6 protein-coding genes are annotated in these 15,568 nt (G+C 36.2%); 3 read left to right on the forward strand and 3 right to left on the reverse strand.

The window, feature by feature from the left end; genetic code table 11:
* The first annotated feature begins 471 nt into the window (after positions 1–471).
* Genes M2372_RS04845 through M2372_RS04855 form a run of 3 tightly spaced genes read left to right on the forward strand, consistent with a single transcriptional unit; the run spans position 472 to position 6,063 of the window.
* Complete coding sequence (locus M2372_RS04845; protein ID WP_228455621.1) at positions 472–1,500, forward strand: efflux RND transporter periplasmic adaptor subunit; 1,029 nt, start codon at positions 472–474, stop codon at positions 1,498–1,500.
* 18 nt (positions 1,501–1,518) lie between these two features.
* Complete coding sequence (locus tag M2372_RS04850; RefSeq protein WP_123318130.1) at positions 1,519–4,644, forward strand: efflux RND transporter permease subunit; 3,126 nt, start codon at positions 1,519–1,521, stop codon at positions 4,642–4,644.
* Between the two features lie 6 nt (positions 4,645–4,650).
* On the forward strand, positions 4,651–6,063 hold the full coding sequence (locus tag M2372_RS04855; RefSeq protein ID WP_123318129.1) for a TolC family protein: 1,413 nt from the start codon (positions 4,651–4,653) through the stop codon (positions 6,061–6,063).
* 503 nt (positions 6,064–6,566) lie between these two features.
* Here the strand turns inward: M2372_RS04855 and dnaK are convergent.
* The 3 genes from dnaK to M2372_RS04870 all read right to left on the reverse strand — a co-directional run bounded on the left by dnaK (position 6,567) and on the right by M2372_RS04870 (position 15,558).
* The gene (gene dnaK / locus M2372_RS04860; RefSeq protein ID WP_115969306.1) at positions 6,567–8,462 is read right to left on the reverse strand and encodes a molecular chaperone DnaK; all 1,896 of its coding nucleotides are present in this window, start codon (positions 8,460–8,462) and stop codon (positions 6,567–6,569) included.
* A 188-nt stretch (positions 8,463–8,650) separates the two neighbouring features.
* Positions 8,651–8,947 carry a hypothetical protein gene (locus M2372_RS04865; protein ID WP_148060702.1) on the reverse strand — a complete coding sequence of 99 codons (297 nt, stop codon included), beginning with the start codon at positions 8,945–8,947 and terminating at the stop codon, positions 8,651–8,653.
* A gap of 146 nt (positions 8,948–9,093) precedes the next feature.
* Positions 9,094–15,558, reverse strand: coding sequence for a polymorphic toxin type 23 domain-containing protein (locus M2372_RS04870; protein ID WP_123318127.1), 6,465 nt, complete (start codon positions 15,556–15,558; stop codon positions 9,094–9,096).
* Between the last annotated feature and the right edge of the window lie 10 nt (positions 15,559–15,568).

Genomic DNA, 15,568 nt, shown 5'->3' on the forward strand with positions numbered 1-15,568 from the left:
AATGCCAAATTAAAAATCCAATGTTCAATTTCTTTTAACCCAAACATAGATTTTAGCCTCTGTAGTATACAATCTCCTTTCTGAAATGAAATTATTAGTTAATAAGAATAAATGGTCAGTGATTACTTAGTTTATAACACCAGATTTAAGCTTTGCATCAAGAAAAAAACCTGAGAGAATATTTCAGAAGTCGGACAATGTTAGTTTACGAAAACTAATTAGTGACAGGCATTTATCTTTTTTAGCACGAACTAGTATTTAAAATGAAATTGCTTTGGAGAGGGATATTTCAATTTCAGAATTAAAAATATACGCTTCGGTAATTTTAATACTATTCGACTTGTGATTGTTAAGTTCTTTGTATCTGAAAATAGTTGAAGTGAACATAATTTTATTTGTATGGTAAGGAAGAATTCAATTCTAATAAAGGTATTGATCATACCAATTCTATTGCTCTCTTGTAACAAACAGGTGAAAAATGAGAACGATGTACTTCTAAAGGTAAATTTTAGAAATGTTACAAAAGATACTGCAAACATTGAAAAAAAATATCCGGGAGCAATAGAAGGTGCTGTAAATGTAGATATCAGAGCCCAGGTAACAGGCTATCTTGATCAGATTTATGTAAAAGAAGGAGACTATGTAAGTAAAGGGAAAATACTATTCCGGCTTAAGTCAGACGTATATCAACAGCAGGTAATCAATGCAAAAGCAGCTTATGAGTCCTCTCTAGCAACACAAAGATCGGCTGCTATTGAAGTACAGAAAATAAAACCTTTGGTACAGGGAAAAGTCTACACCGAACTTCAATTGCAAACTGCAGAAGCAAACCTTATCGCAGCCAATGCTCAGGCAAAACAAGCACATGCAGTAATAGGAGAGACTCAAATTAATATGGGTTTTACATCAATAAAAGCTCCGGTTAGCGGTTATATAGGACGCATTCCAAACAGAGTTGGTAATTTGATTTCGTCCACAGACACCCTACCGCTGACTACCTTGTCCGATATAAATAACATTTTCGCATATTTTTCTCTAAACGAAGTTGATTTCATTGAATTCATTAAAAATAAAACATCTGGTCAATTAACAGAAACAGCACAGCTCTTACTTGCTGACAATTCATTATATCAATATACTGGAAAAATTGAGATGGGAAGCGGAAATATAGAGCGGAATACAGGTAGCATTGCTTTGAAAGCAGTGTTTTCTAATCCGCAACATATTATACGGTCAGGTGCTTCTGGAAAAGTTGTTCTCACTAAACAGCTGAATGATGTTATTTCTATTCCAATGGACGTCGTAAAAGATATTCAAAACAGATATTTTGTTTTCAAGCTTTCTTCCGGAAATGTTATTAGAATGACTCCCATAGAAATCTTGGGAAAATCCGGAAAAAATTACATCATAAAGTCTGGATTAAAACAAGGAGATAAAATTGCAACAGGCCATATAGACCTACTTACGGATAATATAAAAGTAATACCTACTATAAAATAATAAACTGATTCCATAATTATGCTTAGAAAAATTATTGACAGACCAGTACTCGCTACCGTAATTTCTATTATTCTACTTATACTGGGAATTATTGGACTTCTTGAACTTCCCATTACCAGATTTCCAGATATTTCACCACCTACTGTTCTAGTACGAGGTAATTTTCCGGGTGGAAACAGCGAAACCGTATTACGCTCTGCAGTAACACCACTAGAGGAGCAAATTAATGGCGTGGAGAATATGAGATATATAAAATCAACCGTTAATAACGACGGTTCATTTGGTATTTCTGTAATCTTCAAACAAGGTGTGGATCCTGATCTTGCAGCAGTGAATGTACAGAATAGAGTACAAAGAGCAACATCAATACTTCCGGAAGAAGTTGTACGCCAAGGAATCAGTACATCAAAACAACAAAACAGCATGGTGATGTTTTTTGATATTTACACAGATGATGATAGTAAATATGATGAGCTTTTTATTCAGAATTATGTTAATATCAATGTTGTACCACAACTAAAAAGAGTATCTGGAGTTGGGCAGGTGCAGATCTGGAGTGCAAAAGATTATGCAATGCGTGTATGGCTTAACCCTCAGAAAATGACATCTTACCAACTTACTCCTAATGATATAAAGACTGCTATAGCAAAGCAAAACATTGAAGCATCCCCAGGCAGACTTGGTGAAGAATCTAGTGCAGCTTTACAATATGTGATCCGCTATAAGGGGAAAAAAAATCTACCAGAGGAATACGATAATATTGTTGTCAAGCGAGACAACAATAATCTCATCCGCCTCAAAGATGTTGCAAGAGTAGAGTTTGGTTCCATAAGCTATAGCGGAGAAAGTCGTTCCAATGGAAAAAATGCTATTTCTATGGGGGTATTACAAGCTACCGGCTCAAATGCTCGTGATATTGAAATTGGAATTATTAATGAATTGGAAAAAGCATCCAAAGCTTTCCCTCCAGGTATGAAGTATCATATTTCAATGAGCTCCAAGAACAGATTAGATGAAGCGACCAATCAGGTAAATAAAACACTAATCGAGGCTTTTATCCTTGTATTTATAGTAGTCTTTATATTTCTTCAGGATTTCAGATCGACCATCATTGCCGCTATTGCAGTACCTGTTGCTATTATTGGTACCTTTTTCATACTGCTGGTTTTAGGGTTTACCATTAATATCCTGACATTATTTGCTCTGGTTTTAGCTATTGGTATTGTGGTAGATGATGCAATAGTGGTGATAGAAGCTGTACACTCAAAAATGGAGGGTAGCAGCTTATCTGCCAGGGAAGCTACTCACAGCGCGATGAGTGAGATTACCGGAGCAGTAATCTCTATTACCTTAGTAATGGCTGCAGTCTTTATTCCGATAGGCTTTATGTCTGGATCTGCAGGACTTTTCTATAAGCAATTTGCTTACACACTGGCAACAGCTATAATTATTTCATCTGTTAATGCTCTTACTTTAACACCGGCTTTATGTGCATTACTATTGAAAAACAATCATCACTATAATGAAAATAAACAAACGTACAGAAATCGTTTTTTTATAGCCTTCAATGCAGGATTTAACAATCTGACAAACAAGTATGTTTCTGGTGTTCATTTACTCATAAAAAAGAAATGGTTAGGGACAGGATTTATTATATCTACAATTGTTGTGGCAGCATTGTTGATGGGTAGTACTAGTAAAAGTTTTGTGCCCATGGAAGACGATAATTTTATCATCTACGGTATGACACTACCACCTGGAACCGGGCTGGAAAAAACAACAGCAGCTACCAAAAAGCTGGACAGTATATTAGCTACGATTGACGAACTCGAAATTAAGACCACTATAGCCGGTTATAATGTAATGAGTGATGCAGCCGGAAACAATTATGCTGGTGGATGGGCAAAACTGAAAGATCCTAAAAACAGAAAAAAACTAAAAACCATCGAATCTATTCAGGAGGAAGTAGAGGAAAAGCTTGGAACACTTGAAGAAGGTTCTATATATGTCTTTCGGTTACCACCAGTAGAAGGTTATGGTACCATGAGTGGAGCTGAAGTAATGATTCAGGACAGAATGGGAAAAGATCCAACATCCTTAAAAGCTATGGCAGATAAAATAATGGATGAATTACGGAAACAAAAAGGTGTAAAAAGTGTCTCTACCACATTCCGTGCAGATTTTCCGCAGTTTGAGCTAGAGGTAGATGAGGACAAAGCAAACCAACTAGACGTGGATGTTGATAAAATGATGGAAACAGTACAAACCTATTTCGCCGGGGACTTTTCGCAGAACTTTATCCGATTTGGAAAATTCTATCGTGTAGCCATAAAAGCTGACGGCATATTCAGAATGGATGAGGATGCTTTCAATGAAATATTTGTCAAAAACGAAAAGGGAGATATGGTTCCTGTGAAATCTATTATAAGATTAAAGAAAATGTATGGGCCAGAAATGATGCAAAGGTATAATTTATATAACGCTTTAAGTATTAACATAGAATCTGATTCTGAAATAAGTAACGGAGCCCTTATGGAAACCCTTGAGAAAAATGTATTTAATAAGATGCCAAGTGGTTACAGCTACGAATGGACAGGGTTAAGTCTGGAGGAAAAATCATCCGGAAATCAGTCCATGATTATTGTTATTCTTAGTTTACTGTTTGTCTATTTTCTGCTTGCTGCACAATATGAAAGTTACCTGCTCCCTCTAGCAGTCCTACTTTCTATACCAGCTGGAATTATAGGAGCTTTCTTAGGGATAAAATTATTTGGACTTGACAACAACATCTATGTACAAGTAGGATTGATTATGCTGATAGGATTGCTTGCCAAGAACGCTATTCTTATTGTAGAATTTGCAATGCAACGAAGAAAAGCAGGGCTATCTATTACCAAAGCTGCTATGGAAGGAGCTAAAGCAAGACTGAGACCCATTATTATGACATCACTCGCTTTTATGGCCGGAATAATCCCTTTGATGTTTACATCCGGAGGAACTGCGGCAGGAAACAAATCAATAAGCAGCAGTGCAACTTTTGGAATGCTGAGTGGTGTTATTCTAGGTATATTTACTATTCCTCTATTGTACATTTTTTTCCAATACCTTCAGGAAAAAATTTCTGGAAATCAATCTATTAAATAAAAAAACATGGTTTCAGTAAAAAAAATAGCTTTTATTATTTTTCTGAGTACATTGCTCAATTCGTGTAGCATAGGAAAAAAATACAGCCGTCCAAATATTGCTGTCCCCGAACATTTCAGAGATCAGTCAATTGAAAATAAAAATAGCATTAATCTGAAATGGAAAACTTTTTTTAAAGATCCGGTACTTGTACAACTCATTGAAAAAGCATTGGAAAAAAATGCTGAAATTTCTATTGCAATAATTAGTCTAGAGCAAGTTGAGCTCAACTATAGACAATCAAAGCAGTCTCTGCTGCCTATCATTGGGTTTACAGCAGGAAGCAGTCGCAGCTGGATTTCCAAGAACTCTTTGAATGGCTCCCTGGTTGAACAGTTTAGCAGCAGAAATTATATTGATGATTTTGATACATCTGTACGCTTGTCCTGGGAAGCGGATATTTGGGGGAAAGCTAAATTACAGAAAGAACAGGCTTTAATAGGGTATTTTATGCAAAAAGAGAATCTGAGCGCTCTTAAAACGAGGATTATCACTCAGGTCGCTCAGGCATATTATAATCTTATTGCCTTGGATGAACAATTGAAAATAGCACAAACAAATGTGTTTCTTAGTGATAAAACATTGGAGATGACAAAACTTCAATACCAATATTCTTTGACAAGTTCCGTAGGAGTGGCACAATCAGAAGCACAAAAAAAAACTGCTGAAATGATAATCCCAGTTGCAAAAAAAAATATTGCAGTTCAAGAGAATGCATTAAGTATTCTTTGCGGCCAATACCCTAATGCTATAGAAAGAGCAGGATATCTTGAATCGACAAATACTTTAGCTGATTTTGAAACAGGTGTCCCAGTCGATATGCTGGCCAACAGGCCGGATGTGAAAGCTGCCGAATATGACTTAATGATCTCTAATGTAAGAACCAACTTAGCAAAAATAGATATGTATCCGACATTCAGTATAACTGCTTCATCCGGATTGAATTCTTTCAATTTTAGCAATTGGATAAACATTCCCGGTTCTTTAATAAAAAATATGGGTGTCAATCTCACACAACCAATTTTCAATAAAGCAGCATTGAAGACGGCCTATAAAATAGCAGAGTTAAATCAGGAGAAATTGGATAAAAAGTTCAAACAAACCATAATTATTGCTGCTGGCGAAGTAGCAGATGCATTAGCTATAATTAAAAATACAGATGAACAGCTTTTTCTGGCAACAGAAAAAGGAAAATCGCTGACAAAAGCATCTGAAGATGTAGATTTACTTTACAAAAATGCAAAGGCAAACTATTTGGAAGTAATTATAGCGCAAAATAATGCCCTTGAAAATGAATTGGAAATCATTGCTATGAAAAAAGAAAAACTGACCTCCATTATTGTGCTTTATCGGTCCTTGGGAGGAGGATCGCAAGAATAGTAAGCTTAGTTCAATTAATATTTAAAAAAAGAGCCCCAATATTTAAACATTTAAATAAATACCACTTAAGAACAATTCTTCTATGATTAACTTTAATGAAATTACGGAAGTTTTTATATCCTGGATGAATTTTGCATTCATTCTGAACAAGATATCCAAAGTTTCATTATTGGTAATCCTTTTAAATACTACTCTACTATGCCTCAAAGTGAAGTGATGATCATTAGTATTTTATTTCATTTGATTGATTTTCGATGTTTTCAAACATTCCTCCATTTTTTATATATGCAGATTAATTTAAAGGATATATATCTAAAGAATTAGCCAAAATATCTTTTTGTAAATGGAATTCATATCATTACTCATATTCGCAACAACGTGAAGAACTCTGTGATGGAAATCAGTAATAAAAAAATGTATTGACAAGAATAGACATGAAAAAACCGCTTTAAACATTAATTTAAAGCGGTTTTAATTATTTATTACGATTGTTTAACCGGTAATTATTTTACTTCTTCGAAGTCTGCATCCTGTACATCCTCACCTCCGGCATTGTTTGCGCCAGCGTTTTGAGCACCTGCATCAGCACCCGGCTGTTGACCTGCTGCATATAATTCTTCAGAAGCTGCCATCCATGCTGCATCTAACGCTTCAGTTTTAGCTTTTACGTCATCTACATTTTTAGCTTCGAAAGCAGTTTTCAATTCTCCGTGAGCTGCTTCGATTGCTGCTTTTTTGTCAGCAGAAAGTTTTTCACCGAATTCTTTCAATTGCTTTTCAGTCTGGAAGATCAATCCGTCAGCTTTGTTGAATACTTCAACTTCTTCTTTTCTCTTGTTATCTGCTGCAGAATTTTCTTGAGCTTCTTTTTTCATTCTTTCAATTTCCTCGTCAGAAAGACCTGAAGATGCCTGAATTTTGATATTCTGCTCTTTACCAGTTCCTTTATCTTTAGCTGATACATTCAGGATACCATTAGCATCGATATCGAAAGTTACTTCAATTTGAGGAACTCCTCTTGGTGCTGGTGGAATATCTGAAAGGTCGAATCTACCAATCTCTTTGTTATCGTTGAACATAGGTCTTTCTCCCTGTCCTACTCTGATGCTTACAGCCGGCTGGTTGTCAGAAGCTGTAGAGAATACTTCAGATTTTTTAGTTGGGATGGTAGTGTTCGCTTCAATCAATTTAGTGAAAACAGAACCCATTGTTTCGATACCTAAAGAAAGTGGCGTAACGTCTAATAAAAGTACGTCAGTTACATCTCCAGTCAAAACACCACCTTGGATTGCTGCACCAATGGCTACAACCTCATCCGGGTTAACTCCTTTTGAAGGTTTTTTACCGAAGAATTTCTCAACTTCTTCCTGAATGATTGGGATTCTTGTAGAACCACCTACCAGGATTACTTCGTCGATATCTGAAGTAGATAAACCTGCATCTTTCAATGCTTTAGCAACCGGTTCCATAGATCTTCTTACCAAGTCAGCAGATAATTGCTCAAATTTAGCTTTAGTTAAAGTCTTCACTAAGTGTTTAGGACCTGTAGCTGTAGCAGTGATATAAGGAAGGTTGATTTCAGTTTGTGCAGAAGCAGACAATTCGATTTTTGCTTTTTCAGCAGCTTCTTTTAATCTTTGTAAAGCAATTGGATCAGCTTTCAATTCAACACCTTCTTCAGCTTTGAATTCGTCTGCCATCCAGTTGATAATTACATCATCAAAGTCATCACCTCCTAAGTGAGTATCACCGTTTGTAGACAATACCTCAAATACACCGTCTCCTAAATCAAGGATAGAGATATCAAAAGTACCACCACCAAGGTCATATACAGCGATTTTCTGATCTTTGTGAGCCTTATCCAAACCGTAAGCTAATGCTGCAGCTGTAGGTTCGTTGATAATTCTTTCTACTTTAAGACCTGCAATTTCTCCTGCTTCTTTAGTAGCTTGTCTTTGAGCATCGTTGAAATATGCAGGAACAGTAATTACCGCTCTTGTTACTTCCTGTCCAAGGTAATCTTCAGCAGTTTTCTTCATTTTCTGAAGCGTCATTGCAGAAATTTCCTGTGGCGTATATTCTCTATCGTCGATTTTTACTTTTACAGTATCATTTGGACCAGCAACTACTTTGTAAGGTACTCTTGAAATCTCTTTAGCATCTTCTTTGAAGTGCGTTCCGATAAATCTTTTGATAGAGTAAACAGTCTTTGTTGGATTCGTTACAGCCTGTCTTTTTGCAGGATCACCTACTTTTCTTTCTCCATCTTCTGTAAATGCTACGATAGAAGGAGTAGTTCTCTTACCTTCTGCGTTAGGAATAACAACAGGGTCTTTACCCTCCATTACAGCAACACAAGAGTTGGTTGTTCCTAAGTCAATTCCAATTATTTTACTCATAATATTTTTATTTTTTCTAATTTTTATATTTAATTTACACTCACTATTTCACAACATTTGTACCATATCCCGTTTTGTGACAAAATGACACAATAAAAATAAAAACCCCGATTAAATCGAGGTTTTATTAAATCAATATGGAAATTTTTTCATATCAATGAATCGGCATTCTGTCTTTTTTATGAATATTAATTCAATGGGACTAATTTGATGGACTTGCTACATGAATTTTCAAATCTAAAAAACAAAATACCATCAGTTTTTTCTACAAGGATTTTTTTGATCCAACCTCCTCCCTGAGGGTTTTTAAAATATTCATTTATAATAAGGTGCTTATTTTTCTTGTCCACATAGAATTTTCCTCTTCTGTAAGCAGACGGAACTACAACAATATCATTATTATAATCAGTCTTTGAAAGATATCTGATTTCACCATTTTTTTTGAATTGCAAAAAAGCATTAGAATCATTCCATGAATCTGCCATGGGAACAATTTTATACGTTATTGTTGTATCCACAATTGAAAATAGATCATTGATATTTAAATCCTGACAATTTATTTTTTTTTGAGCCTTGCAGTTCTGATTAACAAGAAACATAAAAAAAATGCATATTAATTCTTTCATTTTCATTACCATGTAGTAAACATACTAGGGGTTTTATATTGAAAATAAGGCTGCCAATTCCAGGACTGGTTTACAAATCCTTTGTCCTTGATAAGTCCGTGGATAACCCGATTCTGGATGGCATGTCTCACATGTTCGGAATTAACTCCCACACGGTATCCTTTATACCCTACATATAACGCTCCTAATCTGTAAGGTGTTCCAGTTTCGTTTACAAAACTATATTTGAACTTCCTTCCAAAACCATCTCTTTCATTCATTACAGGGTTCACAAGTTTTCCTTTATTATTCATTATCCTCGATTCCTCTTCTACAGCCTGATTATCAAGACCTCTATAACCTGTCATTAAACTGAACCCAGCGCTATAGTCTCCTATACTAAGGTTCAGGGCAGCTGTTCTGTAGCTGTCTCCTCTATCCCCTAAGCCCAATTGTTTTACCAGAATACCGCCATCGTTTTCATACATAAACCTAAAGTCTCCCCAATGAAACCCTACCAATCCTGTTTTTTGAGTCAGTTCAGACATTTGTCCAGAGCCTGTCCACCAGTTTGATCCTAAAGAAAAGCCCACCTTTCCGTCATCATAATTAAACACTATGGATTTTCTATATTCCCATCCGCTAAGCCCTGTTCCCCCATGATAACCATAATAGGAAATTCCATAACTATTGGAAAGGTTAAAGTCTCCCATTTTATAAGTAGTATCAATACTTGCTCCAAACCCAAACCCATTTCCATACGATACATTGAAAGAAATACCCAAATAAAAGTTTTCCTCCTGTATGATAGGGATGGAAGGTATGAGCTTACTTGCCTGTAATGCTACAGCTCCGATTATAGCTCCTACGATGGACGTAGCCCCGCCCAACAAACCACTTTCTGCTCCTCTATGAATGGATAAGGCAATTTGTCCGAAATTCATATTTCCTTTCGTGGCAATCAAATCAACGGTAAGGTTTACAGCCGCATAGATGAGGGCAGCAATCCAAAAGAATTCTCCACTAGGATCGGTATACATCAATGGATTATTCAGTACATACCCATACCTGTTATAGTTTTGAGTATTAAAAGGATCCTGTATGTTATTGTCTACTGATAAGAAAGTATGCAACTTAGGATCATATATTCTTCCATTCATATGGATAAGCCCTACCTGGAAGAAATGCTCATGTCCTGTGTACCCTCTTTCTATAAATAAGTCACGAGCCCCTTTCTTAACATCTACTTTTACCCCATCTTTTTCCAGATATACCAAATTTCCCCAAGGGTCAAAGTGTCTTCTTTCCTCTATTTTTCCTTCTTTATCAGAGATGGCAAGAATAGTTGCCTGATAGTCTCTATGAAGATAATGAATACTTTCAGTAAGTACTTGCTCTTTAGGATTAAAATCTTTGATATACACAGCAAGAGCTGAATAAGGATCTCCTGCGATATAGGTAATAATTCTTGTATTTACAAAACCATCAGAAGGTTTTCCAGGAAAAGAATTCGTAATGATTTCCACCGTCTTATCATCTGAATACATCTTATATTTTCCGTAGTACGAAAAGGTCTTATTATAATCATATTCTGAAGTTGCTCTTGACTGACGGATATTATAACTGAATTTCACCATTTCGTCTCCATCCTGCGCAATGCTCACCGGACTTCTATAAGCATTATAGGAGACTGTCTGCAACTGATTTACCTTATAATAACTATCACCAATCGCATTTAAATTAATTCCTTTTTTTCTATATCTGTTTCCTTCAGTATATTTATACTCACCTACCTGGCTATTGTTAACAATCCTTCCATAAGTATCATATTTTTGTGATTGGGTTCCGTTTGGATCTGTCCATAAAATCAACCTAAGCTGATTATCATATTTGAAGACTTCCTGCCATCCACCGGTAATTACATTATTCTTTCTACTTTCCAATAACCCTACATTCGCTGCAAAAGTGTATTCATTGAATAGAATCATTCCTGCACTACTCTTATGCCTTACCGCTCTTAGATAATAATTTGCATCATAGGTATTACTGATATCTGTTCCATTACCAAAATAGGCAGAAATCACCTGCCCCTGTTCATTAATGCTATTTAACTTCCAGATTACCTTTCCATTGCCGTCATTTATAGCAACCAACATTCCGCAGGAAGCATAGATATTTTCAGTATCAACGATACTGGAAAGGGCACCAAAAACGGTTTCCGTCTTTTCTCTTGCGATTCTTCCAAAATTATCATAAACAAATCGTTTACTGAAAGTAGCTACCCCATTATTTTCTTCCTGTTCAGAGACCCTATAAAAACTGTCATATTTATAGGTAAAAGAGTTGCTCACACCATTGGAATTTCCTGTTTCAGAATCAAGCAACCCCTGGGCTGTATAGCTAAAATCAACGATTATATCAGTGTTATCGCCCATAACTTCTTTGTGGATAACTCTTCCGTATTGATCATAGACATATGCCGTTTTTCCTTTAGGGTTTTTCTCTTCCAAAAGCTGCCCTAAACCATCATATGCATAAGTATAGTCACCTCCTACTGACGGATCGGACGTTTTTGTTTTTCTACCCCATCCATCCTGTTCAACCTTAATGATATGTCCGGCATAGTTGGATGATTTCAGTCCCCCATTAGCATAATAAGTATATTCGATTGCTCCACCATTGTCAACCATCTTAACTTTGTTACCCCATTCATCCTTGGTAATGGTTTGTGTTTTTTGTCCGTCTACAACTGTTGCGGATAATCCGTTGTATGAAGTCGTGATTATTTTTCCTGTTGGATATATGTTTTTAACCATTCTTCCATATCCATCATATTCCGTTACCGTCCATCTGCTTGGTGAAGTGGTGGAAAAATAAGGATCACTTACTTTATATGGCCTGTCTAACACATCATAATCCGTTCTTTTCTCTATCCATTTATCATTGAGGGATAATCCTCTTTCCAAACGTACCCTGCCCCAGTTGTCGGTTAATGTTTCTTTGGTAGCTCCTGTAGCATCCACCACCCTTAATTTAATTCCATTGATGAAATCTCCGGAAATAATCCATTCATTATAGTACTTGGTAGAATTATTATAGATATCCTTTTCTTCTATTTTTCGTTGCCAGGTATCATAAACATTAGAAGCTGCCTGATTCAAACTATTGATACTGGAAAGCAGCATTCCAAAATCAGGATCATAAGTAAAGGTAGAAGCTGCCCCTAAAACATCCGTAGTCTTGATAGGAAATCTTCCTGTAGGATCAAATTGCATCTTCTCAACACGTGGAGCTATACCTGTTGTAGAAAGAGTTTTCTGTATATTATTTCCAAATACATCATATACAAAATCTTCGGTGATATAATCTGTATTATTTCCTTTTTTCTTGGTTTGAGCAACAAGCCCGTTAGAATAAGTGGAAAGTGCCTCTGTGGAAAATACATCGGTTCCCAATGTTTGAGTTTCGGTACTTTTTATAGGCCTTCCAATATAATACTGATTCCCGATTCCTGTTGGGTTGTCTTCATAATCAATCAAAGTAATCTTTTCTCCGCCATTAGCTACCGTTCTCATCTTTTTAGGATTATTGTAAGGATCATAAGTATCATAATACTGATTTACAACAGTTCCCATCAGAACATCCGTTTGCTGTATCTGTGATGGTAAATTCACGAAGACCTTATTGGGTAGCAGTGAAGTAGTATAACTATTAACTGTTTTTGAGATAAAAGTACTTGGAGAGTCAAAATTAACACTTCCGTTTAAATAGCTTTCCTTGATTACTCCTCTTTTCTGTATGTCATGTAGAGAAACAGTCCAAAGAGGCTGAGTAATAGTTCCACCAAATACAGCTGATTTAGCTACCCCTTTAAAGCCCATAAACCCTAAGCCTTCCAGGTTCATCACCGCACCTTTATATCTGTATTCCTGAATTTTAGATTCTCCATTAAAGCTTCTTTCAATTTTTTTTACCAGCTTTACTGATGGAGCAATATTAAGGTTTACGTATGGATATTGTTCAGAAGAGTCGGCTGTATATGTTCCAGACCCATTTCCTGCATCTAAAACCGTATCATAGGTAATGTCTGTCACCAAGTCATTACTCTTGATTTTTCTCAAGGTCATATCTACCCGGTTATCTTTCTTGAATGAGACATATTTGATCTTATCTCCACCAAAAAAAGCATAATCTAGATTCTGATTGGTAATATTGGAATTGGTTAGAAAGATAGGGGTTCCTTTGTTAATAGCTCCTCCATAAGTATAGTTGTTTTGCCAACCATCAACATAGGCTGAGAAAGTAGGAATTCCATTCACATTACTTCCCATGTTGTACTTGACTCCTCCTTTATCCCTGATACTATAATTATCTCCATAGGCCAGGTAAGCTCCATTCTGCCCAGGTCCATAGTCTGGTACATTATGAGGAGTCAGGATATCATGGTAGAATAAATCAGCTCTTCCATCTCCATTGATATCTGCAAAATTATAATAATATACCTGAAGCATATACCCACAAATCTGAGAATTGGGTGATGGTCCCGGATAACAGGAATTGACCAGTTGAGGCTTAAAATAATTGGTTCCTATATCTTTTACACTACTCTCAAACGATTCTCCGGAGCTTACAATGAAAAACCAATTGGTATTGGCATTATCTATGGGAAACACCAGGTCTGTTTTTCCATCTCCATTGAAGTCTGCAAGATAGCAGGGAAAATCCTTCTTGATAAGATTATGGGAAAAAGAGGCCTTTTGAGTAAAAGTTCCGTTATTCATCCCATAAACAAAAATTCGTCCGGGATTAACGATATATAAATCTGATATCCCATCTCCATCAAAATCCGCTACATAAATTCGAGATTCACCGGTAACTACACTATTATAGCCCAATGTCACCGGAGATTGTACTGCTGAGTTATGAGAATCTAATTTCAACAGAAAGACCTCAGACGTATTAACCGTAATATCATGCGAACAACAATCTGGTGGTGGTCTATTATCTGGTGCCGTCTTTGCAGGTCCACAATAATAGGTCTGCTCCACACTATAAGGTCGCACTACAGCTACAATATCAGAAATTCCGTCCCCATCAAAATCTCCTGTAAAATATTCCTTTGGAATTCTGGAATAGTAAGTATTACTTCCATTGATGACAATACATCTGTCATTTATTGCTGTTGGAAATTTATATGAATTGGTGAATGATAAGTCAAGTGAATTTGCGGCATTCGGAATATAATTGTTTATTTTAATGATTTCCTCATTGGTAACCGAGCCTGTATTATTGCTTATAACAGTAGATATCGCATCCAGATTATAGTATTTATCATTAGGTAAAACCAATTTCGTAGAAAAGATATCCTTGAATTTTTCAACACTGGTCATCGTTCCCGAAATATTAGAGTTGGAATTAATGAGTTGTCCAGAATTGAACCTATAAAGCTGATCCTTAGAATTAGGATACGTCATAAAATCAATCGAACTATCACTATCAAAATATCCTGAAGTATATTGCCAGTTGCTTTTATCATACGCAGGAGAAACAGCTGTTATAGTCTTGGAATTGTTGGCAATACCATTTTCAGTGTTATCATACTCAAAAGTAACAGGCTTGATTGTTTCACCACTTCCATTATATTGGTAAATACTCACCAGTCTTTCATAATTCAATGAAGTAACACTATACATTAACTGATACTTTCTGTAAAGCTGAGCATTCCCTGTTACCTCTATCCTATCCAGTTTTCTGTGTGAATACATATTTCTTGCCCCATAAATATAAGCCTGATCTGTTCGGGCTGCATCTTTATAGTAAAACTGTATCTTATTCGGACTGCTATCCGGATTTACCGATGCATTGTTACCATATTCAATAGTCTTGATATAGATATAATTATTGTAGCTGTCATAGATAAATTTGATTCTGTTCTGTTGAGCATCTTCAATGTAATTCATCTTCCATTCAAAGGTATTCGAGCCCAAAAAGCCACTTCCACCTCCAAATTTTGCCGTTTTACCATCTGGATAATACACCATAAAATATTCAGGTCCATTGGCAACACTTCCGTGGGAAACGATTTTTACATTTGAATACTGTTCCGTCTGGTACTCTGCTCCATCAGCCCCATAAGTGCCAGATTTCAAGAGTAACCTCTGCCCATCAAAAGCAAATCTGTCACTATTATTATAATTCACCCCATCAATTACTCCATCATGGAATTTTGTTGAAGCTACCCGTGTAATAGATGATATTCCGCCAATATTCCAGCCCCATCCCGCAACTCCATTTCCTGATTGACTGGAATAAGAAAGGGAAATATTGGGAGTAACATCCTTAATGCCCGGAAGATTAGCTATAGGAATTGTATAATTGGCACCTCCAGTTGAAGACACTGATATTTCACCTGCTATCTGCCCTACAGATTGTCCGTTAAATAGCCCCACTACTGAGAGTAGAGCTATCAAAAAGTAGAATTTGATTCTCATGTTCGTCGTC

It is taken from the genome of Chryseobacterium sp. BIGb0232 (assembly GCF_024810195.1).
Classification (GTDB): Bacteria; Bacteroidota; Bacteroidia; order Flavobacteriales; family Weeksellaceae; genus Chryseobacterium; species Chryseobacterium pennae.